Source organism: Ruegeria sp. E1 (assembly GCF_056534225.1).
On the sequence record NZ_JBQFPE010000005.1, the window covers coordinates 56,300 to 82,843 of the forward strand.

Below are 26,544 nucleotides of genomic sequence, written 5' to 3' on the forward strand. Positions count from 1 at the left end.
ATTTCATCCCTCGGTTTTCTTAAGTGTTGTCAGAAAGATAGAGAGCACGATTAACGCAGCGCCCAGCACCGCCGGGATGGTAATCGACGCCCCCAGAAACAGCGCAGAATTGATGAAGGTGAAAACCACAGAAGCCGCGAACAACAAGGTCGCGGTCAATGTCGAAAGACGCGCGGCGGCCTCGTACCATAGGTAATAGGCCAGCGCCGTGGGCAGGATGCCAAGCAGCAACAGAAAGAACATATCCTGTGCGCTTGGCATCTGCATCGAGAACGCGGCCAGTGGCGTCAACAGCACGCCCGAGCACAGAAATATCCCGAATAGAAAGTTCAGCCGGTCAGACGTGGTTTGGGAAAATTGCATCGCGCGGCTGCTTGAGATCAGGAACACCGCCCAACTCAGGCCCGCGCCGATTTCCATGATATCGCCTATTAGGGGCTCACCGCCGCCCTGAAAGTCCTGAAAAACGGTGAGGAACACGCCAAATATCGCCAGAACGGTGGCAATCACTTCGATCCGACCGATCGTGGTATCCGCGAAAAAATACAGGAATATCAAGACGAAGAACGGAGCGGTATTCTCAAGCACCATTGCATTTGCGGCCCCTGTATGCTCAAGGCCGATGTGAAACAGGATGTAATTCACCACGGTTGATAGAACGGCCAGCCGAAAGTTCCAGTCCGCAAAGCGGATCGAAACACTGGCCCGCAGCACCCGCAGGATCGCATAAATCGCAAGCGCGGCAATAAATAGGCGCATCACCGCGATCTGCAGCCCGCCCAGATCGGTTGTCAGATATCGAACAATGACACTGTGCGTCCCCCACAAAAAGGCCGCCAGAAACCCCAGAATCAACCCGCTTTGCGGCCACATATGTGCTTTTTTCGGTACAACTGTCACTTCAGTTGGCTGTCCTTCGAACCCCGCCGGTTAATCCCACTGCGCGCCTTGAACGCACCGTCGCGTTCCTGCTGGCAATCCAGACACAGCTTGACCCCCGGCAAGGCAAGACGGCGTTTTTCCGGGATTGGCTCTTCGCATTCCGCGCAATGTGTCAGGCTTTTGCCAACAGGGCGTTTCCTTGCTTGCATCCGCGCCAATTCGTCCGAAATGGATGCCTCAATCTGTTCGCTTACCGCGCCGTCTCGCGCCCAGCCCCCAGCCATGATCCACCTCCTGAATGTGTGTCGGACAGATTAGGCGTGAACATGGGGCGCTGGCAAGCAAGCCGTCAAAGCGGGACAGCACAATCGAAAACGCGGTCAATCATGGCCTGGGTTCCTTTGGAGAATTCCAATGGGCAAGGGTATGCGTCGCCATTGCTTATGGTCCGCCCGAACGCCTCGACCTGCAGCTTATAGTGATCGTCGCCGGGAAAACGCGTGACCTGCAACTCAAGCCCCGGGCGGTGCAGTTCGACCCGCGCCTCGCCGAACACCCGCGCGTTGAACGGCGCGGTCAGACGGATGACGCCGCCTTCGCCGTGAAACTCCATCGCCTGATTGGGGTGCATCCGGGTCGAGACATAGGTGGAGTAAGTGAAATCGGGAAAACGCGCGGTGATCTCGGTGAACACGTCTACCTCATTCTCCCACCTGATCCTCGATTGCACTTCGATCGGTTCTTGCCCGGTCACAAATCGGGCGCTGCCGATGGTGTAAACGCCGATATCGCGCAGACCGCCGCCGCCGGTTTCAGGGCGGTTGCGGATATTGCCGGTGTCAGTACGATTGTCATAGGTGAACACGCCCGTAACGTGAACCAGTTTGCCAATTGCCCCATCGGCAACCAGCTTGCGCAAAAGTTGCCACTGGGGATGATGGACGATCATGTACGCCTCAGCGGCCAGCAGACCTGTCTGATCCCGTTTGGCGATGAGCTGGTCAAACTCTTCGGCCCGCATCGTCATCGGTTTTTCGCACAGAACATGCTTTCCCGCGTCCAACGCCTTGAGGCTCCATTCGACATGCAGATGATTGGGCAATGGGATATAGATCGCATCAATCGCTGGGTCCGCCAAGAGCGCGTCATAGTTACCGTAAACGCGCAGATCCGGGCAGAATTGCTGAAACGGCGCGGCCTTTTCCGGGGCCGACGTGGCGAGACCCGCAAATCGCGCACCCTCGGCCGCATGGATCGCAGGGGCCATATACTGACCTGCGAATTTCGAGGCCCCTAGAATACCCCAATTGATCGGTTGATACATGCTTTTCCCTCGAATATCGATTGGATCCCAAGCGACAAAACTTGAATTCCATGTCTGTGGCAACTGACTAAAACCAGCCTCGGACGTGTCAGGCCTGACCTGACCCTGTACAGATAACCTGTTTTAAACGATTTCAATCCAGATTCAGCACTCAGGTATAAATATCTGAAAATCTGAGTGAATTACCCGGCGCGGTCCGCTTCAAAACCCAGTCCTGCCGATTTCGCCGAATACTTTTGTTGATCCACTCCGCTGCGATGGTCGTAGCAATCACATCGACGGAGGAACGCGAAATTGTCGCACACGCTCTGTCCCGAACCTAGGCATACAGGGTGGGAGGCTTTCTGAAATGCCAGCAACACATACGATCACAGAAACAGTATTGCAAAGTGGTAATCCCGGAACTTTCGACGCCAACAGTGAGGATTTCGACATCCTGCGCGAGGCTGTCATCGCGGCTGGTCTGGCGGGCGTACTTAACGATCCGAATGTGGAACTGACCGTCTTTGCGCCCAACGACGCGGCGTTCGTCACCTTGGCGCAAACCCTGGGATTTGAGGGATCCGACGAGGCTGGCGCGCTAAGCCACATCGTCAAGGCCCTTACTTTGCTGGGCGGCGGTGACCCAATCCCTCTGCTGACCAATATCCTGCAATATCACGTGGTCGATGGGGAGTTCGACAGCACCACGGTTGTTGGCCTAGGAAACGGTGCCGAGATTGAAACGCTGCTGGGATCGGCGGTCACCCTGAACCTTGAAAGTGACCCACCCAGCTTGGGCGACGCGGACCCGGGGATCGACGATCCGGGGCTGATCGGATTTGACGTGGATGCGTCGAACGGGATCATCCACATTCTGGACGGTGTTCTACTGCCGGTTTCCGTCACAGGAATTCTGGGCCAAAAGAACACCGACTTTGTCTTGGGCGACAGCAGTGACGAGTTTATCTTTACCGGGCGCGGCCAGGACTTCGCGTTCGGTGACGGCGGCAACGACGTGATCAAAGCAGGCCGAGGTGACGATGTTGCGCTCGGTGGCGCTGGCAATGACATCATATTCGGTGGACGCGGCAAGGATATCCTGCGCGGCGACGAAGGGCATGACATCATCTATGGAGGTCGCGGGAAAGATATCATCGACGGCGGCGCGGATAACGACAAGCTTTTCGGTGGGCGCGGCAAGGATATGTTCGTGTTTGAAAATGGCGATGGCGACGACTGGATCGTCGATTTCCGCATCGGAAAAGACAAGATCGATCTGTCCGGTTATGAAGGCATCACCAGCTTTGAAGATATCGAAGACGGCATCGACGGCGAATTCTTCGGCACCGAGATCGAGCTGGAAGACGGCGACAGCATCTATCTGTCTGGTGTCTGGGCCAGCCATCTGTCCGAGTCGGACTTCATCTTCGCCTGATACAAAAGAAAGTCAGCCCGCCTTTGCAGCGGGCTGACGAAACACGAGATCAGTTCGATCTCAGCATTCCCTTTTCACGTGCCAGTTCACGCATCTTTTTCTGCAGTTTCTCGAACGCCCGCACCTCGATCTGACGGATACGTTCGCGGCTGACGTTGTACTGAGTGCTCAGTTCTTCCAACGTCACAGGCTGATCCATCAGACGGCGTTGCGTCAGGATGTCCTTTTCACGGTCGTTCAGCACATCCAACGCAGCAGTCAGCAACTCTCGGCGCGCTTCAAGCTCGTCCCGCGCCTCGTAGTCACCAGCCTGATCGGCATCTTCATCCTCAAGCCAGTCCTGCCACTGCATCGTGCCTTCGCCTTCGGACCCCACGGTGGCGTTCAGCGAGGCGTCGCCGCCGGACATACGGCGGTTCATGCTGATGACCTCATCCTCGGTCACGCCCAGATCTTCGGCGATCTTCTTGACGTTCTCGGGACGCAGATCCCCCTCTTCCAGCGCACCGATACGGGCCTTGGCCTTGCGCAGGTTGAAGAACAATTTCTTCTGCGCCGAGGTGGTGCCCAGTTTCACCAGTGACCACGAGCGCAGGATGTATTCCTGGATCGAAGCACGAATCCACCACATGGCATAGGTGGCAAGACGGAAGCCTTTTTCCGGGTCAAAGCGTTTGACGGCTTGCATCAGGCCCACATTGGCCTCAGAAATTACTTCGGCCTGCGGCAAGCCGTAGCCGCGATAGCCCATGGCAATCTTGGCTGCCAGACGCAGGTGCGATGTGACCATTTTATGCGCGGATTCGGTATCCTGTTCCTCGACCCAGCGCTTGGCCAGCATATATTCCTCTTCCGGTTCCAACAGCGGGAACTTGCGGATTTCCTGCATATAGCGGTTCAGACCACCCTCGGGTGTCGGTGCGGGAAGATTTGAGTAATTTGCCATTTGTTTCTGCCCCTTGGACAAATGTTTAAGCCCTTAACATAGCATATGGTAACGCAATCAGTCACATTCAAGAGGTACTGTTAACAGTGTGTAATTAACCTGAGATTAAGAAAAGCTGAGATTACGCTAATCACGCGTCTTTGCAGATTATGACACCGGCCCGCGCAGCCCGTCCAGCAGAGTTTCCATGTCCTCGGGCAAGTCGGCCTCGAAGCGCATAAATTCTTTGCTGATGGGGTGTTCAAAGCCCAAAACGGCGGCATGTAGCGCCTGACGCGGGAAATCACGCACGGCTTCGGCGGTTTCTGCCGTGAAAGCGCGCGCGGCCAGCTTGCGTTTGCCACCATAGACCGGGTCGCCGACCAGACCATGCCCGGCATGGGCCATATGCACACGGATCTGATGCGTGCGACCTGTTTCCAGCCAGCATTCGATCAGCGCCAGTGCAGCCGGAGAGCCAAAGCTTTCGACCACACGCGCGCGTGTGACGGCGTGCCTGCCACCGTGGAACAGAACCGCCTGTTTCTGGCGGTCAGTCTTGTGTCGCGCCAATTGCGTGGTCAGACGCATGATATTGCCCGGTTCGAAACTGACGCCCTTCACGCCCCGCAACCTCGGATCGTTGGCATCCGGCACACCGTAGCAAATGGCGCGATAGTACCGTTCGACCGAATGCGCCTCAAACTGGGCAGCCAACCCCTGATGTGCCGCATCCGACTTTGCGACGACCAGCAAGCCGCTGGTCTCTTTGTCGATGCGATGCACGATCCCCGGACGCTTGACCCCGCCAACGCCAGACAGATCATTGCCGCAGTGGTGCAGCAGCGCGTTGACCAGCGTACCGCTGGGCGAACCGGGGGCCGGATGCACGACCATTCCTGCCGGTTTGTTGATGACGATCAGATCATCATCCTCATGGACAATGGCCAAGGGAATGTCTTCGGGACCGATATGGCTGTCTTCGGCCTCGGCCACGGTGATCGCGATATGTGCACCCTCGGGCACCTTGGCCTTCGGGTCGACCGCGGCCGCTCCGTCCACCAAAACCGCCCCGTCCTGTATTAAACGCGCCAATCTGGTGCGCGACAGGTTTTCCCCATCTGGCACATCCCGTGAAAGCGCCTTATCAAGGCGGGACGGCGGCGCAGCCGCGATGTGAAACTCTATCAGGCGGGTGCCCATGACTGTCCCTTCCGACCCTCAGGAACCGCAGGAAACGCCTCAGCTGCGATTGCTGCGGCGCATGGTCATGCTATTGACCGCGGTGATGATTGGCGGGGTTCTATTGACCTTCGCATTGATTGTCATCCGTTTATCGGATCGAACGCCCAAGCTGCCTGATCAGATCGAACTGCCTGATGGCGCACGCGCGCAGGCGCTGACCATCGGGGCCAACTGGTACGCGGTTGTCACGGATGACAACCGCATTCTGATCTTTGACAAGACGACGGGCAATTTGCGGCAGGATATTCCGGTTCGATAAGCCCTACCCCTTGAGAACAGGTTCAGCACCGGACAAATCCGGTGCAATCCGGATCGTGTGTTGCAACGTGGTCCCGCCCGGATCGGGCAAAAACCCAGCCGGAATCGTTGTCGCCGCGGCCAAAGCTTCGTCCAACGCAATACCAACCTTGGTGGTCAGAACGCGTATTGCGGTGGTCAAATCCAGATCGGCCCCAGCCAAGGTGCCGTCTTGCAGCGTCAAACGGCCACTCTCACGCCGGATCAGGCGACCTTCAAGTTGGAACTCCGTTAGGGACGTCCCCGCAACGGCCATTGCGTCGCTGACTAGAAAGATCCGACCCGGCCCGCGTTTGGCAGCCCACGCGGCGCGCATCGTGTCAGGATGAACATGGACCGCATCAGCAATCAGACCTGCCGACATTGTCCCGCAAGACAACGCCGCCCCAACAAGACCGGGTTCACGGCTGCCAAGTTGGCTCATCGCGTTGAACAGATGGGTGGCACATCGCGCACCGGCATCTGCAAACGCCGTGCAAGTCTCAAACGACGCATCCGTGTGACCCAGCGAGACGATGATCCCGGCCTGCGTAAGTGCACTGACCTGCGCGGGCGTCGTGCTCTCGGGTGCTATCGTGACCATCAGCGCCGGAAGCCGCGCCGCAGCTTCGACCAACGCCTCAAGGTCGGTCTGCTGCATGGGCCGGATCAGGGCCGCATCATGCGCGCCTTTGCGCCGCTCGGACAAATGCGGGCCTTCAAGGTGAAATCCAGCGATTCCCGGAACGCCTCGCGCAACTGCCTCAACCGCAGCGTCAATCGCGGCCAGTGTTTTCTCAGCCGTATCCGTGATCAGAGTCGGCAGGATCCGCGTCGCACCCAAGCCCCGATGGGCCGAGGCGATCCGCGTCAATGTCTCGACAGACGGATCGTCGTTGAACATCACGCCATCACCGCCATTTACCTGCAAATCGACGTAGCCGGGGCTAAGGATATCCCCGGACAGATCCTCGATCCGGTCGTCGGCCGGAATGTCGGCCTCGGGCACCACGGCCCGCAGCACCCCATCCCGGAACCGCGCAGCATGACCGCTTCGCAGGGATTTTCCGTCAAAGATTGGGCCGCCAGCGAAGGTGATGTTGGTGGGGCTCATACCGTTTCCGTCACTTTCCGCAGATGCCTCGGCGTATCGGGGTTCACCCCACGCTGTGTGGCGACCCGTTCGACCATACCGTAGAAAGATGCGATCAGCGGAATCGGATCCGTCATCCAATGAGATGTACGCACATGGGGTAATACCGTTGCACGTTCCACGCGACTTGTGGTTGCGAATACCCTCGCCCCCTTGTCCGACAGGGCATCGGAAACCTCGGCCAGATTGGCCTCGGCCGCATCGCCAGAGGCCAGCGCCAGCACTGGAAATCCCTTGTCCACAATCGAAACCGGCCCGTGCAAGACCTCGGCTGACGAATAGCTTTCCGCGTGAATCTGACAGGTTTCCTTGAACTTCAACGCGGCCTCGTTCGAGATCGACAGTGATGTCCCGCGCCCCAGCGTGAACACGGATTGTCCATCCACAGCATCCGCCATAACGTTCCAGTCGCAGGCGATGGCAGCGGCCAAGTTGTCAGGTAGACCACGAACGGCACGCAACAGATCATCGTCGCGTTTCACCTGCGCGATCAGCCACAGACCGGCGACCAGCGAGGTGACAAAGGTCTTGGTCGCCGCAACGCTCAGTTCAGGCCCCGCATGGATCGGCAAGGTGGCCGAGGAAACGCCCGCAAGCGCCGAGCCAGAATCGTTGGTAATTGCCACAGAATACGCGCCACCTTCTGTCAGCGACCGGGTCAATTGGACGATGTCCGGGCTTTGTCCGGATTGCGAAACAGAGATGCAAATCGCATCGTCGCACCGAATATCAACACCGTAGATGGAATTCACCGAAGGCCCCACCGACGCCATCGGCAGACCCAGCATCAGTTCCGAGGCGTATTTGAGATAGCTGCAAGCATGATCCGACGATCCACGCGCGACCGAGATCAGGAAACGTGGATCGCGTGCGCGGATTTCGTCGGCAGTTTGCAAGACCGTTTGTGCGCCTTCGCTCAGCAATCGTTCAACGGCATCGGGTATCTCATTGATCTCCCGCCGCATTTGAGTTCTTTCGTCAGACATTTTTCCCAGGCTTTCAGTTTGACAGGCGCAGCTCGGCGACAAAATCGTAAGCCTCGCCGTGATAGATTGAGCGCGTTAGCTCGGCCACGCGCCCGCTTTCCAGATATGACGTCCGCTGAATACGCAGCCCAGCAGTCCCTTCGGCGACATCCAGCAACTCGGCCTCGGCAGCTTCGAGGTTGATGGCCGAGATTTTCTGAATGGCGCGGACCGGGCGGAACCCGGATTGTTCGAGAAACGCATAGAGCGAACCACTCACTTCAGTTGGATTCGGCAGGATATCCAGCGGCAACGCCGCACGCTCCAACGCCATGGGTCTGCCACCCGCTTCGCGCAGGCGATGGATACGCGCAACCTGCTCATTCGCCGAAAGGCCCAGCGCCATCATCTCTTCTGGCGAGGGCAGGAATATCCCGCGCTCCAACCATGTCGATGTCGTCCTAAGACCGCGCCGTTCCATATCTTCTGTGAACGACGTCAAATGCGACAGAGATTGTTCGACCCGCGCCACAGGCTCACGCACGAACGAGCCCGAGCCCTGCCGCTGTTCGATCGCGCCTTTTCGCACCAGTTCCTGAATGGCCTTGCGCACGGTCACCCGCGACAAGTCGGTCAGTTCGGCGATCTCGCGTTCGGGCGGTAATGAGCTGTTGGGCGGCAGGATCCCGTCTTCGATCCCCTGCTCAAGCCGCTGGCGCAGTTGCACATAACGGGGCCCCGCCGTTTGGCCAAGCCATCCTTCGGGGCGCAGGAAATCAACTATGTTCATCTTCGATCTCCTCTTGAAACGCCTGCGCCAGTGCGATCGCGCCGGACAGCGGATCGCCTGCGGGTTCAGTCAACGCATCCTGCATGTCGGCTGGCAAGTACCGTGCGAAGTGCGGCCCGATGCCACCTGTCAGGCAGATCGGCGACCCCTTGACCCAACCCAGCCTGACCATCCGATCCGACAGATAGCCTGCGGCGTCGCGCAGGATTGAAATCGCCAGCGCGTCCCCACACCTCGCATGTTCGGTCACTTGGGGTGCAATCGCCCCGAATTCGGCTGGTGTCATGTTGGAAGCGGCGCTCACGATTTCCGCCGTGCCGCCAAATTTGGCCAGCAAAGCATCAGCCATGTCCGATGGCCCGGTCACACCATCTGTTTTCTCAAGCGTGTCAGACAGCGCGCGGCGTCCGACCCACTGGGCCGACGCTTGATCCCCAAGAACCGAACCCCAACCCCCGGCAAGTCGCGTAGCTCCTCCGATTTGGGCCGCGATGAATGATCCTGTCCCACAATGCGCGACGATCCCGTCCGCAGAACCAAGCGCACCGCGCAGAGCCGCGCGTCGGTCATCTTCAATCCGAACCCGTTTCAGCGGAAGAGCGGCTGAAAGCCTGTCCACAATTGCCTCACCGGTGATTCCCGCCAGACCCAGATAGGCCGGAGCAGATGCAAGCACGTCGGCTGAATATCCCGAAGCCGTAGCCAACGAGTCCAGCCCTTTGATAAGTTCATGACAGGCTGCGTCGAAATCAGTCGAAATGTTCGCGGCCCCAACTTCGACCCGATGCACGACACCCGCGTGGCACGCAGCCAGGCGACAACGGGTCCCCCCGCCATCAACAGCCAGTACAAGAGTGTCAGAAGATCGAGTCATGACAAGACCTTTATAATACCTTTTGTGATTTTTGAAGTCCTAAATATAACCAAATTATCTGATATATCTGATTTTGCGCCACTTCTCTGGCTAAAAAACAAAATGGTAGACTAATGGTATCTAAAAGGTATGATGCCTGAAATCCAAAGGGGGAATCACGTGCCAACACCGGTAACGGAACAACTGCATCAGGATGCGCAGGGGCTGGATGCCCGGCCGCTGACCGACGTTGCCGCCTTGCTGGCCGAATCCCAGGCGGTGGCTGCCCGGGCCGCGATGGGTGCGGTTGATCCGATTTGCTCGGGTGCGCAGGCGATGGCAAATACGATCCGTTCGGGCGGCGCCTTGCGGTATCTTGCGGCGGGTTCCTCAGGTTTGATGGCCGCGTCCGACGCAATGGAACTTGGTGGAACCTTTTCGATTCCAACGCACCAGATACGCATTCACATGGCGGGCGGCCTACCCACCAGTGCCGATATGCCCGGTGATGTCGAGGATATCGCCGACAGTCTGGACGGTGATCTGGCCGATCTGACCCCCAACGACACATTGATTGCGGTCTCGGCCAGCGGCACAACGCCCTACACCGTTGCGGCGGCAAAAATTGCCCGCCAGAAAGGGGCCGCAGTTATCGGCATCGCCAACAATGCCGACACACCGTTGCTGCAACTGGCGGATCACGCTGTCCTGCTGGCCACTCCGCCCGAACTGATTTCCGGATCAACCCGTATGGGGGCCGGAACCGCGCAAAAGATAGCGCTAAACATGCTGTCGACATTGATGGCCGTTGAACTGGGGCATATTCAGGACGGCATGATGATCAACCTACGCGCCGACAACGACAAATTGCGCGCCCGCGCCAACGGCATCGTGTGTCAGCTGACGGGTGTAACGCCCGAGCGAGCCAATATGGCCCTGAATACCGCCAACGGAAACCTCAAATGCGCGGCGCTTATCGCAGCAGGTGCCGAGACGCTGGAGGCTGCACAAACTCTGTTGCGCGAAACCAACGATCACCTGCGCCCCGCATTGGAGCGACTGAAGTGAGAAAACAAGCCAATCAGCCTGGGAGTAACCAAATGAAACGCAATACCCTGAGCCTGGCCCTGCTGAGCACCACGCTCATCGCCAGCGGTGCTTATGCCCAAGATGCCACGCTAACCATTGAAAGCTGGCGCAACGATGACCTTGCCCTGTGGCAGGAAAAAATCATCCCGGCGTTCGAGGCAGAACACCCCGGCATCAAAGTGATCTTCTCGCCGTCGGCCCCAGCCGAATACAACGCCGTTTTGAATTCGAAGCTCGAGGCCGGATCAGCTGGCGACTTGATCACCTGCCGCCCCTTTGACGCGTCGCTGGCGCTGTATGAAGACGGCCACCTGACCGATCTGTCCGATCTGGATGCCATGAGCAACTTCTCGGACGTCGCGAAATCGGCATGGCAGACCGATGACGGCTCGGCCAGCTTCTGCGTTCCGATGGCATCGGTGATCCACGGCTTCATCTACAACAAGGACGCTTTCAACGAGCTGGGCATCGAAGTTCCGACCACCGAGGCCGAGTTCTTTGCCGCCCTCGACAAGATCAAGGAAGATGGCACCTACATCCCGATGGCGATGGGCACCAATGACCAGTGGGAAGCCGCAACCATGGGCTATAACAACATCGGTCCGAACTACTGGAAAGGTGAAGAAGGCCGTCAGGCGCTGATCAAGGGTGAGCAAAAGCTGACCGATCCGCAGTGGGTTGCACCTTATGCAACGCTGGCGAAATGGGGCGCTTATCTGGGCGACGGGTACGAGGCGCAGACCTATCCTGACAGCCAGAACCTGTTCACTCTGGGCCGTGCGGCGGTTTACCCTGCAGGTAGCTGGGAAATCTCGGGCTTCAACACCCAAGCCGATTTCGAAATGGGTGCGTTCAAGCCCCCAGTCCAGAATGCGGGCGATACCTGCTATATCTCGGATCACACCGACATCGGCATCGGCATGAACGCCGCCAGCGAAAACCAAGAGGCTGCGCGTACCTTCCTGGCGTGGGTCGCAAGCCCCGAGTTCGCCAGCATCTTTGGCAACGCCCTGCCCGGCTTCTTCCCGCTCTCCAGCACTCCGGTCGAGTTGGAAGATCCGCTGGCCAAGGAAATCGTCGGCTGGCGGGATGAGTGCGAAAGCACGATCCGCTCGACCTACCAGATCCTGTCGCGCGGCACGCCTAACCTTGAAAACGAGACTTGGGGCGCATCTGTGGCCGCCATCAAAGGCGCAGAAACACCCGAAGCTCTGGGCCAGCAGCTGCAAGACGGTCTGGCCAGCTGGTACGCACCGCACCAGTAAAACCTGAACCACTCACACCGGACGCGGCATCCGTGTCGCGTCCGGGCCTTTATCCCCCGGAGATTCCCATGCAAACCCGCCGCATACGCTGGCACATTGCCGTTTTCCTCGCCCCTGCGGTGCTGGTTTACACGGCGGTGATGATCTTCCCTTTGTTCAACACGCTGCGTCTGGCGCTGTTCACCGAAGTTGATCAGGCGCGCGTCTACGTGGGCTTGCAGAATTTCCGCACCCTGTTTTTCGATCCGATCTGGTCTGAACAGTTCTGGAACGCTTTGGGCAACAACTTCTGGTTCTTTCTGATCCACATGCTGGTGCAGAACCCGATTGGGATCGCTCTGGCGGCACTCCTGTCGCATCCGAGACTACGGTTTGCGGCACTTTATCGGTCGGCCATCTTCATCCCGACGATCCTCAGCTTCGTCATCGTCGGCTTCGCATGGAAACTAATCCTGTCCCCGCTCTGGGGCATCGCCCCATCAATGCTGGACGCCGTCGGCCTGAAATCCCTGTTCGCACCGTGGTTGGGCAAGGAAGAGTACGCGCTGACCACGCTGGCGCTGGTTTCGGTCTGGCAATTCGTCGGCATCCCGATGATGCTGATTTACGCCGCCCTGCTGTCGATCCCCGAAGAAATCCTGGAGGCCGGAGAGATCGACGGCATCACCGGAGCCTCGGCCTTTTGGAAGATCAAACTGCCGCTGATCTTGCCTTCGATCGGGATTATCTCGATTCTGACATTTGTGGGCAATTTCAACGCCTTCGACCTGATATATGTCTCGCAAGGCGCGCTGGCGGGGCCGGATTTCTCAACCGACATCCTCGGCACCTTCATGTACCGAACCTTCTTTGGCTTCCAGCTGCAACTGGGCGACCCGCATATGGGATCGGCCATCGCCGGGGCCATGTTCGCAATCATCCTTGTGGGTGTTTGTATCTACCTTTTCGGCATCCAGACCCGGATGCGCCGGTATCAGTTGTGAGGGCCAAGCGATGAACAAAGCACGTTCCAACCCACTCAACACCGCCGCAATGCATGGCGCGTTGATCATCTACACGCTGATCGCCCTGTTCCCGGTCTTTGTGATCATCATCAACAGCTTCAAAAGCCGTCGCGCCATCTTTCGCGAACCGCTCGCCCTGCCGGATGCCGAGAGCTTCTCGCTGATCGGTTACCAAACAGTGGTGAAACAGGGGGACTTCTTCCTCTACTTTCAGAACTCGATGATTGTCACCGTCGTGTCGCTGGCCTTTGTCCTGCTGTTCGGCGCCATGGCCGCATTTGCGCTGAGCGAATACAAATTCAAGGGCAACACGCTGATGGGCCTTTATCTGGCGCTAGGCATCATGATCCCGATCCGCATCGGTACGGTCGCAATTTTGGAGATGATGGTTGCCACCGGGCTGGTCAACACGCTCTGGGCGCTGATCCTAGTCTACACAGCGCAAGGATTGCCGCTGGCCGTTTTCATCCTGTCCGAGTTCATGCGGCAGGTGTCTGACGATCTAAAGGACGCCGGGCGTGTTGACGGTCTGTCCGAATACACAATCTTCTTCCGGTTGGTCCTGCCCCTCGTACGCCCCGCCATGGCAACGGTTGCCGTGTTCAACATGATCCCCATCTGGAACGACCTCTGGTTCCCGCTGATCCTCGCCCCCGCTGAGGAAACCAAGACCCTGACTCTGGGAAGCCAGGTCTTCATCGGCCAGTTCGTGACCGATTGGAACGCGGTTCTGTCGGCGCTCAGTATGGCGATCCTGCCGGTGCTGGTGCTTTACGTCATCTTCTCGCGCCAACTGATCCGCGGCATCACATCCGGAGCTGTCAAATGACCAAAGTTCTGATCGCCGGCCTTGGCAATATGGGCCTCAGCCACGCGCTGGCCCACCACCATCACCCGGACGCTGAAATCGTCGGGCTAGTGAACCGGTCAGGTCGCGTGGATCATCCGGATCTGTCCGGCTACCCGGCCTATTCGGACTTTCACGCGGCTTTGGCCGAGGCCAAGCCCGATCTGGTTGTTGTCGCCACCTATTCCGACAGCCACGCCGATTATGCCTGCGCGGCGATGGAGGCTGGCGCGCATGTCTTTGTTGAAAAACCGCTAGCGACCACTGTGGCGGACGCCAAGCGCGTCGTCGCAAAGGCAATTGAGACCGACCGCAAGCTGGTCATCGGCTACATCCTGCGCCACCATCCCTCATGGATGCGTTTGATCTCTGAGGCGCGCGATCTGGGCGGGCCATATGTCTTCCGCCTGAACCTGAACCAGCAGTCGTCGGGTGCCGAGTGGGAGACACACAAGGCGCTGATGCAAACCACCTCGCCCATCGTCGATTGCGGTGTGCATTATGTCGACGTGATGTGCCAGATCACCGATTCCGACCCGGTACGCGTCCATGGCATGGGCTTGCGGTTAAGCGATGAGATCGCCGAAGACATGTACAATTACGGCCAGTTTCAGGTGATCTTCGAGGACGGCTCGGTTGGGTGGTACGAGGCTGGATGGGGTCCGATGATGTCCGAGACCGCGTTCTTCGTGAAAGACATCGTTTCGCCCAACGGTTCGGTCTCGATCACCGACGGCAATAAGGGCGCATCGGCCGATATCGACGGCCACACCAAGGTCGGCGGCATTTTGGTCCACCGCCCCGCGGGCGACCAGACAATCGACATGCCCGATGAACCCGGCCATCAGGAACTCTGCGATGCCGAGCAAGCTTACATGCTGCGCGCAATTGCCGAGGATATCGACCTGACCCGCCACATGAACGACGCCGTGCAATCGCTGGCCATTTGCCTGGCCGCCGATGAAAGCATCCGCACCGGCCAACCCATTTCGCTGAAAGAGGCACGCACATGACCGCCCTGACGCTCACCAATGTGAACAAGTCCTTCGGCACTGTCGAAGTTCTCAAGGACATCAACATCGATGTAGAGGACGGAGAATTCGTCGTCTTCGTCGGCCCATCGGGCTGCGGTAAATCCACCCTGCTGCGCGTGATCGCGGGGCTCGAAGATGTAACGTCGGGCGAGGTGCGTATCGGCGGAGAGCTAATGAACCTCACCCCGCCCTCGAAACGTGGCATCGCGATGGTGTTCCAAAGCTATGCGCTCTACCCGCATCTGAACGTGCGCAAGAACATGTCGCTGGCGCTGAAACAGGAAGGGCAAAGCAAGCAGGTCATCGAAGACCGCGTCGCCAAGGCCAGCAAGATGCTGAACCTTGAGCCCTATATCGACCGCTATCCTTCGGAATTGTCGGGCGGCCAACGCCAGCGCGTCGCCATCGGCCGCGCCATCGTGCGCGAACCCAAGCTGTTCCTGTTTGATGAGCCGCTTTCCAATCTGGACGCCGCCCTGCGTATGAACACGAGGTTGGAAATCGCCAATCTGCATCAACAACTCGATGCCTCGATGATCTATGTCACCCATGACCAGACCGAGGCGATGACGCTGGCCGACAAGATCGTCGTACTGCGTGACGGCCGCGTGGAACAGGTCGGCAGCCCGATGGAACTGTACAACAATCCCGCGAACCAGTTCGTCGCGGGATTCCTAGGGGCTCCGGCGATGAACTTCTTCCCCGCCAGCCTGCTTGGCAACAGCGCGGACATCACAACCGGTATTCGGCCCGAGGATCTGTTTCTGACCGATGACGGCCCGATCGCCGCGCAGGTCACTCATGTCGAACATCTGGGCGGAGACACCAATGTCGTCGCAAACATGCAAGACCACCAGATCACAGCACGTCTGTTCGGCCAGCATCAGGTGCGTTCAGGCCAATCAGTCCGCTTTGGCTATTCGCCCGAACGGACCTACAGGTTCGATCCAAACGGTGCCCGGCTCGACTGAGCCGGGGAAACAGGGTCTCGTGACGTTCGATTAAAAGAAGCTCAGGCACCATTCACCTGATCGCACCCTCGAGTGGTGCAAAAAGCCTAGAATAGCTGCAAATCCTTCGCGCCACTTTGGATTTCGGCAAAGTCCGGCATGTTCTGCACCACCACGGGGGCTGGTTTCGCACCCGGCATTGCCACCGTCGGCTTTGCCGCCGCAGCCTTGCCAAAGGCGGGTTTCTCAAGCTCGCCCCGAATATCGCGCAACAGCGTCTTGTGATCCGGCATCGTCTTGAGGATCTGCGCAAGATCCATTTTTGCACCCTTCCACCACTGGAACCAGATCGGTTTCTTCAGCGGGCGAATGCGATCCCGGATACCGGTGCCATAGCCCGTATCATAGACCTGTTTACCCAAAAGCACCGTCTGGAAAACGCGGTGGTCAAACAAAGTGGCGAACTCGACATCGTGCTGCATCGGAAGGCGGTGCTGCCACAGTTCCAAATTCTCGGCCAACCGGTCCGGAAGCTTCATTTCCGTACGCGCGTCGATCCAGTACTGGTCATCTGTGCGGTTGCCCAAACGGTAGTGCAAACAGATAAATTCCAGCACCTCGTTATATAGCTTGTCCATCTGCCGGTTATAGCGCGCCCGCAACGATGGCTCGATATCGCGCGTTGGCAGATGCTCGGCGAACCAGCGTATCGCGTGATCGATCATGTGGATCGCGGTGCTTTCAAGCGGTTCGATGAAGCCGCCGGACAGGCCAATGGCCACGCAATTCTTGACCCAGGCATTGCGCACACGCCCAACCCGCATCGGGATTACGCGCGGCGTTAGGCCCTTGCCGCTGTCGCCAAGCCACTCAAGATATTCATCCGCCGCCTGATCATCCGTTCGATGCGCCGATGAATAGACATATCCCGTGCCGACGCGGTTAAACAGCGGCACCCGCCACGTCCAGCCCGCGCCCAGAGCGGTCGATCGCGTGGCGCTTTCGATCTTTTCCGGGTCGGGATGTTCGACCTGCAATGCCATCGCCCGGTCGTTGGGCAGATAGTCCGAATAATCCAGAAACGGCTCACCCAAAGCCTGATTGATGATCAACCCGCGGAAGCCGGTGCAATCCACGACCATCTCGATGTCATGGCGGCCCTTACGCTCAAGCATCAGGTGGCTGACATTGCCCTGTTCGTCCAGTTCGACCGACTGCACCTCGTCCTGGATATGCTCAACCCCGCGCTTGGTGCAGACTCTGGTCAACATGCCAGCAAACTTCACCGCGTCCAGATGATATGCATAGCCAAACCGCTGCTCAAACTCGGGCTGGCCCAATTGCCGCGCACCCTTGCACAGACGTGCCAGATCATCATGCGGCGAGATCGACTGAGTAAAATCCCGATCCCCGTTGCCAAAGCGCAGGAAATATTCGGCTGCTTCCAGCCCCTCCAGCATCTGGCCGTGGGCAAAGGGATTCATATAGTCGATGCGATTGCCCTTGGAGTCATTGTTCCAGTTGCAAAACTTCACACCCAACTTGAACGAAGCATTGGTTTCGCGGAAAAAATCCCGCTCGGTTATCCCCGCCTGACGCAGAGTGACCGGCATCCGAGGCACCGTAGCCTCGCCCACGCCGACGGTCGAGATATTGGGGCTTTCGATCAGGCAGAGGCGCGGACGGTCCTTAGGCGCAGAGGTGCGGGAAAACACCATATCGAGGATCAGCGCGGTCATCCATCCTGCAGTACCGCCACCCACGATGGTGATCTTGCGCAAACGATTATTCATGTGACTCAGTTCCTGTTGGCTTAGGGATTTTATCGCCGCCGCCCTTTTTTGGTTTTGCGGGGATTCGAAAACGGCGTTCCCTTTTGGCTTTGGGTGGACCATAGCATCTTTCGCGCGTTCAGCTAGGGTCAATAGAGCCACGCCCCAATCATCTTTGCCCTCCGCAAGATGCCCATGAGCTGCGATCAACCCATTGCGGTGCACCAAGCTACAGGCTTTGGCACCGCGCTCTCAGGATCAATGCGAAACTATCTCATAACACCGGATTTCACCTGAGCGAAAACACGAATGATAAGTTGTCGAAAGCTGATTGTTTGGTGCGGTCGAGAAGCATCCGGTGATTTCGAACTAACTTCTATGACCCCTTATTTTTATGGGCGAAATACCCTAGGGCAGCCTTCAGGTTTCCCCGAATGTGTGCTGTCCTAGGAGTTATTGTGTGTCGTTCGGTCTGTCAAGTCGCCCAGATTTGTTCGCCTAGACCAACGCACTGAAGATTGCACATCTCGTGATTGGGTCAGCAAGGGCGTCTTAGTTCACGTAAATCGCTGTCCCTGAAACGGTCTGCTCATCATAGGGGTACGCAATATTGTCGATCATGATGAAGCCGCCCGTTTGAGCGCCCGTGGAACCAATCACGACGCCGTTGGCACCGACCTTTGCAGCTTGGTTCTTCAGTTCAGCCACCGCGTAGTCGATGGATTGCTGGTCTGTCCAACCATTGCCACTACTCGCACGGACAAGACCAATGACTTCATAGGAGGACTGAGGTGTCTGTGGATACAACTTCACCTGTTCAGGGTTGATTGCGGGACGCTGCTGTCCGGTCACAACAGTGGTGCCCTCCGCACACGCGACAAGAAAAGCTGCGGATAAAATAGCGGCAGTAAATTTCGCGATTCTCATTTCTTTCTCTCTCAACAATTGGCCCTGACTACTAAACCTGCTCGAACTTCTGGTTAAAGGGGGAAGTATCGAAGGGGCACTTTTTGCGAAACAAAAGTTGCATTTTGATACCCTAAATGTTTTCGGGGCAAAAATTTGAGAGCCCGAGATAGAATAGGATGCCGCGCATCACCCCCCGCTAGGGGCACCGTCAATCCACCTTGTTTCCACCTGCGGGACATTCCCATTAGTGGAGCTAAATCAATGGGTTGACAGGGGTTCTCGCATGACTCATCTAGGCGTTGCATCACAACGATGCAGCACTACCAAAATTAGGATTACCTTCATGCTGAAATTCTTCGACCTTCGCTTTGGCTCTTTCGTGTCTCACCTGTACGTGGCAACTCCGCGTTGCTTTACGCCAAGATGCGAGACTACTGACCCCAAACATATCTTCGACTTCCGCGTTGGTCCCCTTGATCTTCTGATACTGCGCTACTCGCAGGCTGCTGCTTTCAAGGTCGAGAGTGACCGCCGCGATGAAGTCACCGTCGATCTTTGGAAGCTTCAAGCCATGTTCACATACCACCGCAAGGAAACCAAAGGCGCTGATTTTGTCACAGCCGAATAGCCCTCGGATAGCTGCGTAACAGTCACAACCTTCGTTGACATTTGCAACGGTTGAATGATAGGCCCCTCCTGAAACACTCAGCGAGGGGTCTTCTTGTGGAAAAGTATGTCATTTACCGCAGAGTCAGTACCGAGGACCAAGGAAGGTCCGGGCATGGAATTGACGCGCAAAAGCGGGACATAGGGCTTTTCCTAGAGAACTACTCTGAGGAGCCTTTCGAAATCTTAGGTGAGTTCGAAGACATACTGAGCGGCAAGACCAGTGAAAGACCAGAACTTGCTAAGGCGCTTGAACTTGTTCGCAGCAATGGCGCTGAATTGTTGGTATCTAAATTGGACCGACTAAGCCGCAAGGTGTCCTTCATCGCCACCATTATGGATGACCCGAAGGTGAAACTCAGGGTGGCCTCAATGCCCTATGCCGACAATTTCCAACTTCACATCTACGCTGCGTTAGCTGAACAAGAACGCGAGTTCATATCCGCTCGGACGAAAGCCGCATTGGCGGAGGTCAAAGCCAAAGGGAAAAAACTTGGTGGCCTTCGTCCAAAGACTGAGGCGAGAAACAAGGCCATTCAGGCCAACGCCATAGCCAGAGCGGAGCGGGTATCCAAAACTGTGCTGCCTCTCAGGGCACAAGGCGTATCCCTCAGAGAGATAGCGGAAGCACTAAACACCTCAGGAGTGCCAACGGCGCGTGGCGGTAAGTGGCAGGCGTCACAAGTAAAGCGGGTGATAGAGAGACTGGGGCAAACATCCTAAGGCTTCAGGCCAATTCACCCACCCCAAAGCCCTACACAGCCGTGCCAGCCTAGCTGCACCCTCGGTATCGCCCTCATAGGGGCCTTCAGCAAGCCCCGAAGTCTCGGTCAAGGAAAGGTCCGAGGGTGTCGCTAGGGTGGTGTGCGGTCGGCCTGTTGCAGCGATTTACCCACCCCATAGAAGAAGACAGGCGCAGCAAGCGTTTCAAATCTCCGAAACCTGTCTGTTAGGTGGGGTGTTCAATCAGTTACGTTCGCAAGTTGGACCCAAGTTAACCGGCTTTGCTCACTATGTGGCGGGATACCCACCCGGAAATACCCTCCGTAACCCTTTAGGTAGTTTGAGGGGCTGAAACCTCCATCATCTCCTTGATTAGGAAGACCATGATCGGCTTCGCCGGAGGAGACCGATATCAATCATCACCCCTAACCAACTCTACGGGCAGTTTTAGCCGCCCCCAAAGGGACATGCTCATTATGCTCACAGATATTAACAATGCCCCCTTGTTCACTGATGTCTTCACCCGTCATGTCTTCAGCCACAACGGTGAGGACATAGACATATTGGTCTCCAACGGAAACGTCTGGTTCCACGGGTCTGATGTGTTGCGCTTCGCCCGGTTCACGGAACATGCAAAGGGCGGATTTGGACGAACCCTAAAGCGTGTGTCTCCGCCCGACATAATCAAGATCAAAGAAACTCCGTTCAGGTTCCCTGATGGTCGCCGCAACAGAGGCGCGTTCATCAGCCCGCGAGGTTTCATTGAGTTGGTCGAGAATTCCCGAAAGGGTTACAACAAGATACTCGCAGGTTTCTTTGCTGATTGGATGAGGGACAACCTATTCACTGACGGCAGAAACGCAGATTTCTGGTCTCCTGCACGAGAGGAGCCAGTAAAGCTACAGCCGGTTTTCAGGGCTACCTCGTTTCCCGATGACAAAGAAACGAAGCTAGACCCTCTGGCACCAGTAGGGCCAAATCCGAGACTCAATGATGGAACGGCCATCAAGCCGGATGAAGTTCAATTCTGCCTATGTGGACGTGCATGCAAGTGTGAGCTTCGAGAGATCAGGCCCCACCATCCACCGGAAACAGACGATTGGATTGACCATGGCGATGATTTCTCGCCCGAGACCTCGTGGCCCGTTGTATGGGCGAAGGTCATTCATGAAGGGGCCGGACCTGACTACTTCAACTCCCTAACACTCCTTGGCCGTCCCTCCACGTGCGACAGCTAAAGTAAAATCCCGGAACTCATGGGGATAAGGGCGAACAACAGCCCTCCACCAAACCTCAAGGAAAATCTATGAAGACCTTACACACCGCCGCCAAGCGGCCCTCTAAGCATGCCCGACAGGGTCTTGGGGAGAAATCTCGAACCCGTTTCACGCGACAACTGAACGACCGCGCGCGCATTCTGTTTGGCCCGTGGCGTTGGGCATCAATACAGCGCAACTGGCTCGAAGATCGCCGCGAAGCTACTGGACGACAGGAGGGCCACCTGTGGGCAAACCTGAAAGTCCGCCCTGAAGTGGTCCATGCTGCTCACATCTTCCAGAGCCGCTATCTGGCGAACAAAGGTGATGAGGTCTCCCTTAGCGAGGTCATCAGCCTAATGGTGGCTGAAGGCATCAAAGCCGTGGACCGCATGCCTGATTTCAAGGGGAAATCGTCATGAGGCAAGAACTCAGAGAACGATTGAGAAAGGTCGTCAGGGACAACCACAGGCCACCTTCAGACCGCTCAGACAATCACCCCCACGTACACTTCATCGACATATTTGGGGAATACCGTCTGGTGACCTCTGTCAAAAGCACCGGCTACGCCTTCCAAAAGCGAACTGGCGACCAGCCGCACAGACCTTGGATTACCCTAGCCAAGCACCAGAACCCACGCGCCCTCCGTAGTGGCGTTGTCAAATGTCTCGCCCGAGAGGTGGGGCTGAACCCTAGCGACGTTGAATTGCGATCTGACATCAACGCCGCCTTCACCAAACTCAGAAAACACCAGCAAACCGAAAAGGACACCCCATCATGACCGGATGGTATGACGCAACGGGCAACGAACAGCCCAACACATCAAGCAACATCGCATCAGAGTACCGGCAAGGCGGGCCGATTATCGAAACCAGCCGACCGGTTGAAGTGACCATCCGCAACGGCGAGATGACAACTACCGTGGAGAATCCAAGCGAGTATCAGGCAGCCAGCAACCACGACCGGGGAACCGGCATATTGGCGACTGTCCGCGATGCTGGAAATGGTCTCATCCACTCGCGCGCCTTGCGTGAAACGGACACGGTGGACATTGGCGGCATGCGCACCGACATCGCAACGGCAATCTCTATGGGGTTTGTGGAACGGGATGGCCGAGGTGGCTACCGCGAAGCAATCATTCAGGATGCCTCTCAGGTAAACCAACAGGAAACATCTGAAGGTGCCTCTGATGAGTTCCATATTGGAGATGATGGGGAAGCCGCTATGGACCGATTGGTCACCAGTATTGACCAAGGCAGCCTCCATTCTGCGGTTACGCAGGTTATCCACTCAGGTGAAATCAACGATAGCACCATTGAACGGATTGCCCGTGGCATCGGTGCAGAACCAGCAGAAGCCCAAGAACTCGTAAATCAGGCGTGGCAGGGTTTCTATGACAACAGCATTGCCCGGTTCGAAGATGCAGGGGTCTCGGAAGAAGCCCTTGAGGGTCTCCTGAACAGCAACCCGAGGGCGGCTTCGCTTATGAAAGAGGCGGCGCAGGATTTGTTCATGCACAACGACACAGCAAAGATTGATGACGTTCGCCAGATGGCGTTGGAAAACCTTGATCGGCTGGACCCGGCAGAGGTCACCCAGGCTTTGACGGATGCTGGCTACGGATACCGCATCGAAAGAAACGGGCAGGTCTTTGTCATCGACCAAGCGGGACTGGTCACACCTTGGAGCGCCGCCGTGCGTAGCGGCCTAATCCGCTTCCTTTAACTCGCCCCCACTAACAACCTGAACTTTAGGGCTGGCCTGCGGGCTGGCCCTCACTCAACCCCCAAAAAGGACAAACCCCAATGACAAACCACATTACTGAACAGCAGAAACAGGAAGTCCTGCTTGAACGTACCCGTCGCGCCCTAGACCATTTTGAAACCATTTCTGCCTTACTCTCCGCTATCGTGCAGGACTGCCCCGAACTGTCATCCTTACTGTGTTTGACTGGCGATGAAGTTGATCGCGCCAAGAAACTGGTGGGTGCCTTAGAGGACGTTCTGGACGGCTATACACAGAAGGTGGCGTCTGGTGCTTGATACTCAACGACGGCTTTCCCCGGCAGCCAAGCGCCGTTTACGGAAGGGGATGGAGCGGAACGCCTTGGAAGACGAAGCCCGCCGCACAACGCCCGAGACCTACGCTCTGAAGGCGAAAGCCGAATGCGAAGCCTCAGCACAGCGCATTATGGGTGCGGCAGCCAAATCCATCCCCCGCCCAGCGCACAACCCCAAACCGTGTCAGACACCGGCAGATCAGGTTGATCTATGACGGGCACCGAAATCACAATCCACACAGATGGCTCTTGTCTCGGAAATCCGGGGCAAGGTGGCTGTGCCGCCGTAGTACGCCGATATGAGGGTGCAGCAGAAATCAAGAAGCGGGTCGTTCAAGACAGTCAGACATCGACAACGAACAACCGCATGGAGATGACAGCCGCTATCCTCGGGCTTCGCCAGATCAAGCGGGACGAACAAGCTTCGATCACCATCTACTCAGACAGCCAATTGCTCGTCAGGGGGATGAACGAGTGGTTGCCGAAATGGGTAGCCAACGGCTGGTGCAAAGCCGGACGCAAGCCTGTTGAGAACCGCGACCTTTGGGAAGAACTAATGGCGTCGTCAAACGGTTTGGACGTGCGCTGGCAGTGGGTCCGAGGCCATGCCGGAGACCCTCGGAACGAAGAAGTAGACGCATTGGCGTTCGCCGCAGCCAACAAGGCGGCGTGAATATAGCCCGTTCAATACAGACAAGGACAATCATGAATATTAACCGCCCACAAACCCAAACGGAACTGCAGGATGCGCCTTCAGTTCGCGTTACAGCACGACCGACCGGTGACCGGGCTGCCGTTGCCCGCGTACCTCAATCCGGGGCCATGCAACTCGCCGCCGCTCTGACTTCCGTTGAGCCCAAGCTACAGGGATACCTGAAGGAGCTTGAAGGCCAGCATGCGGAGCAAGAGGAACAACGTGCCTATGACACCATCCAAGGCATGACCTACGAGCAATCCGCTCAGATGGTGAAGTCTGGCGCGATGCGTGACACCGAGAGCCCGTGGTTCCAAGCCGCCTTCAACAAGCAGTTCGGTATGGCCCACGCTGCCCGCCGTAAGCGCGAGATCGTGGATGCGTACAACAACGAGTTCGACAAGGAAAGTGGCGACCTAGAAGCCTTCCTCGCTCAGTACGCCAAGACTGACTTCGAAGCATATGGCAACAACAACTTCATCATGTCCGGTTACCGGGAAGGGCTGAAGGGGGTCTTTGGGAATATCAAGGACCAGCATGCCGAGTTCGTCTCAGGGAATACCCGAGAGAGAACCGCAGACCAGTTCTTTGACGTCGCTCGTGGTGCAATCGACACTGCGGTTGAGGCGGGCTTCGATCCGATGGCCCGCGTCCGTCAGCTTTACACCGACCACAGCAAGGCCCTCGGGCTGACCTATGGTGAGATGGATGACTACGTCATGCAGATCGCCGCTGAATACGCTGAAGCCGGTGACCTGGCTACGGTTGAGGCATTGATGAACCATAACGCTGTCGGTGACGACGGCACCAAAGTGGGTTCGTTTTCCAGCCGCGCGAAGTATTCAGAGAAGGCCGCACAACTCGTCGAAACCGCCAAGGCCAACCAAGGGGACTTCCTCAGGGAAACCAACACGGAAGCCTTTGTGGACCTTCAGGTGAGTGCGACGGCTGGTCTTCTGACCGAGGCCGATAAGGTCCGTCTGGTCACCATGAAGGACAGCGATCAGATCACTCAGGCGCAGCACGAGGCTATCCTCAAGGCCAACGCTCTGGGTATCGAACGCAGCCGCGCCGCCGCCTTCACGCGCAACCGGGAAGCCGAGATACTCAATCAAGGCATGGACATGATCACGACCGGCAATGCCCACGCCATCCGTGACGTCACCTTCACCGACACCTCAGGGAAGTCGCACACGATCTCCGCAGACACCATCCGTGAGAAGAACACCCTCGCGCTGATGGACCAGTTCGCCGCGCAGGACGTTCCGACGCCTGTTATGGCAGCCCATCTGGCCTCCTACGGTGTGGACGTGAACTACCCGGAATGGGAACAGGGCATGACCAACGGCATCACCGCCCTCAGTGCAAGCCTTGCTACGGCAGGCGCGAACGGGGAGACGAAGGTGCCTGAGCGGGCTCTGAAGGGTTACGCGATCTACAAGTCCCTTGGTGAACAACCGCACCTGCGAGAGCGCCACATCAATGACAGCACTGCCTCGTCCATCTACCGCGATGCAGCCGCTCTTGAACGGGTTGGCTGGGATGCTGAAGAAGCCTTGATGGCCTCTGCGTCCATTGATCGAAAAGGTCCCGGCACAACTCTTGTCAGCGCAAAGGACCTGCGAAACTTCAGGAATGCAGTGAAGGAGCAACTCAGGACTGGTGGGGCTCTTGGTCTTGGTTCGTCATTTGTCTCTAACGGTACACATGTCGCTCAGTGGATCGAAGAAAGCGTTAGGATTCAAGTCGATCTTGGTGTCCCGATGCGTTCGGCAATCCAGAACGGCATCAAATATTACGAGGAGAGCCACACGGTCATTAACGGGACCGCAGTCAACACGCGCAATGTCTTTCTGCCTCCGACCTTCGAAGAAGACTTTCAAGAGGTTCTTGAAGATTTCGCTGAAGCAACCGGGGAGGACATTGACGACCTGACTTTGGTGCCCGCACACGACGATTCGAACTACTGGCACATTTCTTACAAGGCCAGTGCAATACCCGTGGTCACCGCCCCCGGTGTCCCAAGTATCGTTCACCTTTCTCAGATCAAACAGATCGGGGACGAACGTCGAGAGATGCAGGCCGCTATCATCCAGCAAGAGGCGGCGGTGGCGATTGCTGCCCGAGCCGAGGACCGAGCAATTCAAGAACGACATCGTCAAGGTTTCCTTGAGTGGCAAGGATTGACTCGGAAGGAACGCAAGGAACGCGGCCTCCCGACTTCATGGCTGGGAGCGCAGAGGCACTTCTCATCCAAGAGCGATGAGCGCAAAGCAGCAAAGCGTCGTGCTGAGGAAAAAGCCGTTGCTGAACGTGAAGCGCAGCAAGCAGAGATGATCGAAGCGATGATCGACGCAGGCGTGATCCAGTCACCGGAAAACCCTGATACCAAATAAATGTGTCCCCGCTTATGCGGGGGCATCAGCCTTTTATGCGGAACAATCCC

The 26,544-nt window shown here is 57.2% G+C and carries 28 protein-coding genes; 17 read left to right on the forward strand and 11 right to left on the reverse strand.

Annotated features, from left to right (window positions below):
* Positions 1-3: 3 nt before the first annotated feature.
* The 3 genes from ACR0FG_RS07480 to ACR0FG_RS07490 form a co-directional block, all read right to left on the reverse strand.
* Positions 4-900 (reverse strand): DMT family transporter, encoded by an 897-nt coding sequence (locus tag ACR0FG_RS07480; protein WP_480891610.1) that lies wholly within the window; start codon positions 898-900, stop codon positions 4-6.
* Positions 897-1,166 carry a DksA/TraR family C4-type zinc finger protein gene (locus tag ACR0FG_RS07485; protein WP_480891612.1) on the reverse strand — a complete coding sequence of 90 codons (270 nt, stop codon included), beginning with the start codon at positions 1,164-1,166 and terminating at the stop codon, positions 897-899. The genes ACR0FG_RS07480 and ACR0FG_RS07485 overlap by 4 nt, the downstream gene beginning before the upstream one ends.
* Positions 1,167-1,231: 65 nt before the next feature.
* A complete protein-coding gene (locus ACR0FG_RS07490) occupies positions 1,232-2,206 on the reverse strand; it encodes a Gfo/Idh/MocA family protein (protein ID WP_480891615.1) in 975 nt (324 codons plus the stop codon).
* 349 nt (positions 2,207-2,555) lie between these two features.
* On the opposite strand from ACR0FG_RS07490, the gene ACR0FG_RS07495 reads away from it, so the two are divergent.
* The gene (locus tag ACR0FG_RS07495; RefSeq protein ID WP_480891617.1) at positions 2,556-3,623 is read left to right on the forward strand and encodes a fasciclin domain-containing protein; all 1,068 of its coding nucleotides are present in this window, start codon (positions 2,556-2,558) and stop codon (positions 3,621-3,623) included.
* A gap of 49 nt (positions 3,624-3,672) precedes the next feature.
* On the opposite strand, the gene rpoH is transcribed toward ACR0FG_RS07495, so the two are convergent.
* Entirely contained in the window at positions 3,673-4,569 is an 897-nt protein-coding gene (rpoH, locus tag ACR0FG_RS07500) for an RNA polymerase sigma factor RpoH (RefSeq protein ID WP_170716928.1), read from the reverse strand.
* A gap of 147 nt (positions 4,570-4,716) precedes the next feature.
* Complete coding sequence (locus tag ACR0FG_RS07505; protein ID WP_480891620.1) at positions 4,717-5,751, reverse strand: RluA family pseudouridine synthase; 1,035 nt, start codon at positions 5,749-5,751, stop codon at positions 4,717-4,719.
* Here ACR0FG_RS07505 and ACR0FG_RS07510 point away from each other — a divergent pair.
* Positions 5,750-6,052, forward strand: coding sequence for a DUF6476 family protein (locus ACR0FG_RS07510; RefSeq protein ID WP_480891623.1), 303 nt, complete (start codon positions 5,750-5,752; stop codon positions 6,050-6,052). The genes ACR0FG_RS07505 and ACR0FG_RS07510 overlap by 2 nt on opposite strands.
* Positions 6,053-6,055: 3 nt before the next feature.
* Here ACR0FG_RS07510 and nagA read toward each other — a convergent pair whose 3' ends face one another.
* From nagA to ACR0FG_RS07530, 4 genes are read right to left on the reverse strand one after another with little or no spacing between them, the layout of a single operon-like run.
* Positions 6,056-7,183, reverse strand: a complete 1,128-nt coding sequence (nagA, locus tag ACR0FG_RS07515; protein WP_480891626.1) for an N-acetylglucosamine-6-phosphate deacetylase — start codon at positions 7,181-7,183, stop codon at positions 6,056-6,058.
* Positions 7,180-8,208, reverse strand: a complete 1,029-nt coding sequence (locus tag ACR0FG_RS07520; RefSeq protein ID WP_480891629.1) for an SIS domain-containing protein — start codon at positions 8,206-8,208, stop codon at positions 7,180-7,182. Before ACR0FG_RS07520 ends, nagA begins: the two co-directional genes overlap by 4 nt.
* Positions 8,209-8,221: 13 nt before the next feature.
* Positions 8,222-8,977, reverse strand: coding sequence for a GntR family transcriptional regulator (locus ACR0FG_RS07525; RefSeq protein WP_170716938.1), 756 nt, complete (start codon positions 8,975-8,977; stop codon positions 8,222-8,224).
* Entirely contained in the window at positions 8,964-9,851 is an 888-nt protein-coding gene (locus ACR0FG_RS07530) for a glucosamine kinase nucleotide-binding domain-containing protein (protein ID WP_480891633.1), read from the reverse strand. Before ACR0FG_RS07530 ends, ACR0FG_RS07525 begins: the two co-directional genes overlap by 14 nt.
* Positions 9,852-10,010: 159 nt before the next feature.
* Between ACR0FG_RS07530 and ACR0FG_RS07535 the strand changes: the two genes are divergently transcribed.
* From ACR0FG_RS07535 to ACR0FG_RS07560, 6 genes are all read left to right on the forward strand, one after another.
* A complete protein-coding gene (locus tag ACR0FG_RS07535) occupies positions 10,011-10,898 on the forward strand; it encodes an N-acetylmuramic acid 6-phosphate etherase (protein WP_480891636.1) in 888 nt (295 codons plus the stop codon).
* A gap of 32 nt (positions 10,899-10,930) precedes the next feature.
* Entirely contained in the window at positions 10,931-12,184 is a 1,254-nt protein-coding gene (locus tag ACR0FG_RS07540) for an ABC transporter substrate-binding protein (protein WP_170716944.1), read from the forward strand.
* A gap of 68 nt (positions 12,185-12,252) precedes the next feature.
* Positions 12,253-13,167 carry a carbohydrate ABC transporter permease gene (locus tag ACR0FG_RS07545; RefSeq protein ID WP_170716946.1) on the forward strand — a complete coding sequence of 305 codons (915 nt, stop codon included), beginning with the start codon at positions 12,253-12,255 and terminating at the stop codon, positions 13,165-13,167.
* A 10-nt stretch (positions 13,168-13,177) separates the two neighbouring features.
* The gene (locus ACR0FG_RS07550; RefSeq protein WP_480891639.1) at positions 13,178-14,017 is read left to right on the forward strand and encodes a carbohydrate ABC transporter permease; all 840 of its coding nucleotides are present in this window, start codon (positions 13,178-13,180) and stop codon (positions 14,015-14,017) included.
* Positions 14,014-15,048 (forward strand): Gfo/Idh/MocA family protein, encoded by a 1,035-nt coding sequence (locus ACR0FG_RS07555; RefSeq protein ID WP_480891641.1) that lies wholly within the window; start codon positions 14,014-14,016, stop codon positions 15,046-15,048. The genes ACR0FG_RS07550 and ACR0FG_RS07555 overlap by 4 nt, the downstream gene beginning before the upstream one ends.
* Complete coding sequence (locus tag ACR0FG_RS07560) at positions 15,045-16,040, forward strand: ABC transporter ATP-binding protein (protein ID WP_480891643.1); 996 nt, start codon at positions 15,045-15,047, stop codon at positions 16,038-16,040. The genes ACR0FG_RS07555 and ACR0FG_RS07560 overlap by 4 nt, the downstream gene beginning before the upstream one ends.
* Positions 16,041-16,126: 86 nt before the next feature.
* Here the strand turns inward: ACR0FG_RS07560 and ACR0FG_RS07565 are convergent, their stop codons facing one another.
* Positions 16,127-17,812: a tryptophan halogenase family protein gene (locus ACR0FG_RS07565; RefSeq protein WP_480891645.1), complete on the reverse strand. Its 1,686-nt coding sequence runs from the start codon at positions 17,810-17,812 to the stop codon at positions 16,127-16,129.
* Positions 17,813-18,343: 531 nt separating this feature from the next.
* Positions 18,344-18,718, reverse strand: a complete 375-nt coding sequence (locus ACR0FG_RS07570) for a DUF4156 domain-containing protein (RefSeq protein ID WP_480891647.1) — start codon at positions 18,716-18,718, stop codon at positions 18,344-18,346.
* 325 nt (positions 18,719-19,043) lie between these two features.
* Here ACR0FG_RS07570 and ACR0FG_RS07575 point away from each other — a divergent pair, with 325 nt between their 5' ends.
* The 9 genes from ACR0FG_RS07575 to ACR0FG_RS07615 all read left to right on the forward strand — a co-directional run bounded on the left by ACR0FG_RS07575 (position 19,044) and on the right by ACR0FG_RS07615 (position 26,494).
* A complete protein-coding gene (locus tag ACR0FG_RS07575) occupies positions 19,044-19,328 on the forward strand; it encodes a hypothetical protein (protein WP_480891649.1) in 285 nt (94 codons plus the stop codon).
* A gap of 95 nt (positions 19,329-19,423) precedes the next feature.
* Positions 19,424-20,089 carry a recombinase family protein gene (locus tag ACR0FG_RS07580; protein WP_480891651.1) on the forward strand — a complete coding sequence of 222 codons (666 nt, stop codon included), beginning with the start codon at positions 19,424-19,426 and terminating at the stop codon, positions 20,087-20,089.
* 476 nt (positions 20,090-20,565) lie between these two features.
* Positions 20,566-21,327, forward strand: coding sequence for a hypothetical protein (locus ACR0FG_RS07585; RefSeq protein WP_480891653.1), 762 nt, complete (start codon positions 20,566-20,568; stop codon positions 21,325-21,327).
* A gap of 68 nt (positions 21,328-21,395) precedes the next feature.
* Positions 21,396-21,767 (forward strand): hypothetical protein, encoded by a 372-nt coding sequence (locus ACR0FG_RS07590; RefSeq protein ID WP_480891655.1) that lies wholly within the window; start codon positions 21,396-21,398, stop codon positions 21,765-21,767.
* Between the two features lie 355 nt (positions 21,768-22,122).
* Entirely contained in the window at positions 22,123-23,070 is a 948-nt protein-coding gene (locus ACR0FG_RS07595) for a hypothetical protein (protein ID WP_480891658.1), read from the forward strand.
* A gap of 80 nt (positions 23,071-23,150) precedes the next feature.
* Positions 23,151-23,387: a hypothetical protein gene (locus tag ACR0FG_RS07600; protein ID WP_480891661.1), complete on the forward strand. Its 237-nt coding sequence runs from the start codon at positions 23,151-23,153 to the stop codon at positions 23,385-23,387.
* Positions 23,380-23,619 carry a hypothetical protein gene (locus ACR0FG_RS07605; RefSeq protein ID WP_480891662.1) on the forward strand — a complete coding sequence of 80 codons (240 nt, stop codon included), beginning with the start codon at positions 23,380-23,382 and terminating at the stop codon, positions 23,617-23,619. The genes ACR0FG_RS07600 and ACR0FG_RS07605 overlap by 8 nt, the downstream gene beginning before the upstream one ends.
* Complete coding sequence (gene rnhA / locus ACR0FG_RS07610) at positions 23,616-24,077, forward strand: ribonuclease HI (RefSeq protein WP_480891664.1); 462 nt, start codon at positions 23,616-23,618, stop codon at positions 24,075-24,077. The genes ACR0FG_RS07605 and rnhA overlap by 4 nt, the downstream gene beginning before the upstream one ends.
* A 32-nt stretch (positions 24,078-24,109) precedes the next feature.
* Complete coding sequence (locus ACR0FG_RS07615) at positions 24,110-26,494, forward strand: hypothetical protein (protein ID WP_480891667.1); 2,385 nt, start codon at positions 24,110-24,112, stop codon at positions 26,492-26,494.
* Positions 26,495-26,544: the final 50 nt, after the last annotated feature.

Excerpts from the sequence above, each read along its gene's own strand:
- ACR0FG_RS07485 (WP_480891612.1), bottom strand. The coding sequence starts at position 1,166 with ATGGCTGGGGGCTGGGCGCGAGACGGCGCGGTAAGCGAACAGATTGAG.
- ACR0FG_RS07490 (WP_480891615.1), bottom strand. The coding sequence starts at position 2,206 with ATGTATCAACCGATCAATTGGGGTATTCTAGGGGCCTCGAAATTCGCA.
- ACR0FG_RS07495 (WP_480891617.1), top strand. The coding sequence starts at position 2,556 with ATGCCAGCAACACATACGATCACAGAAACAGTATTGCAAAGTGGTAAT.
- rpoH (WP_170716928.1), bottom strand. The coding sequence starts at position 4,569 with ATGGCAAATTACTCAAATCTTCCCGCACCGACACCCGAGGGTGGTCTG.
- ACR0FG_RS07510 (WP_480891623.1), top strand. The coding sequence starts at position 5,750 with ATGACTGTCCCTTCCGACCCTCAGGAACCGCAGGAAACGCCTCAGCTG.
- ACR0FG_RS07505 (WP_480891620.1), bottom strand. The coding sequence starts at position 5,751 with ATGGGCACCCGCCTGATAGAGTTTCACATCGCGGCTGCGCCGCCGTCC.
- nagA (WP_480891626.1), bottom strand. The coding sequence starts at position 7,183 with ATGAGCCCCACCAACATCACCTTCGCTGGCGGCCCAATCTTTGACGGA.
- ACR0FG_RS07520 (WP_480891629.1), bottom strand. The coding sequence starts at position 8,208 with ATGTCTGACGAAAGAACTCAAATGCGGCGGGAGATCAATGAGATACCC.
- ACR0FG_RS07525 (WP_170716938.1), bottom strand. The coding sequence starts at position 8,977 with ATGAACATAGTTGATTTCCTGCGCCCCGAAGGATGGCTTGGCCAAACG.
- ACR0FG_RS07530 (WP_480891633.1), bottom strand. The coding sequence starts at position 9,851 with ATGACTCGATCTTCTGACACTCTTGTACTGGCTGTTGATGGCGGGGGG.
- ACR0FG_RS07540 (WP_170716944.1), top strand. The coding sequence starts at position 10,931 with ATGAAACGCAATACCCTGAGCCTGGCCCTGCTGAGCACCACGCTCATC.
- ACR0FG_RS07545 (WP_170716946.1), top strand. The coding sequence starts at position 12,253 with ATGCAAACCCGCCGCATACGCTGGCACATTGCCGTTTTCCTCGCCCCT.
- ACR0FG_RS07550 (WP_480891639.1), top strand. The coding sequence starts at position 13,178 with ATGAACAAAGCACGTTCCAACCCACTCAACACCGCCGCAATGCATGGC.
- ACR0FG_RS07555 (WP_480891641.1), top strand. The coding sequence starts at position 14,014 with ATGACCAAAGTTCTGATCGCCGGCCTTGGCAATATGGGCCTCAGCCAC.
- ACR0FG_RS07560 (WP_480891643.1), top strand. The coding sequence starts at position 15,045 with ATGACCGCCCTGACGCTCACCAATGTGAACAAGTCCTTCGGCACTGTC.
- ACR0FG_RS07565 (WP_480891645.1), bottom strand. The coding sequence starts at position 17,812 with ATGAATAATCGTTTGCGCAAGATCACCATCGTGGGTGGCGGTACTGCA.
- ACR0FG_RS07570 (WP_480891647.1), bottom strand. The coding sequence starts at position 18,718 with ATGAGAATCGCGAAATTTACTGCCGCTATTTTATCCGCAGCTTTTCTT.
- ACR0FG_RS07575 (WP_480891649.1), top strand. The coding sequence starts at position 19,044 with ATGCTGAAATTCTTCGACCTTCGCTTTGGCTCTTTCGTGTCTCACCTG.
- ACR0FG_RS07585 (WP_480891653.1), top strand. The coding sequence starts at position 20,566 with ATGCTCACAGATATTAACAATGCCCCCTTGTTCACTGATGTCTTCACC.
- ACR0FG_RS07590 (WP_480891655.1), top strand. The coding sequence starts at position 21,396 with ATGAAGACCTTACACACCGCCGCCAAGCGGCCCTCTAAGCATGCCCGA.
- ACR0FG_RS07595 (WP_480891658.1), top strand. The coding sequence starts at position 22,123 with ATGACCGGATGGTATGACGCAACGGGCAACGAACAGCCCAACACATCA.
- ACR0FG_RS07600 (WP_480891661.1), top strand. The coding sequence starts at position 23,151 with ATGACAAACCACATTACTGAACAGCAGAAACAGGAAGTCCTGCTTGAA.
- rnhA (WP_480891664.1), top strand. The coding sequence starts at position 23,616 with ATGACGGGCACCGAAATCACAATCCACACAGATGGCTCTTGTCTCGGA.
- ACR0FG_RS07615 (WP_480891667.1), top strand. The coding sequence starts at position 24,110 with ATGAATATTAACCGCCCACAAACCCAAACGGAACTGCAGGATGCGCCT.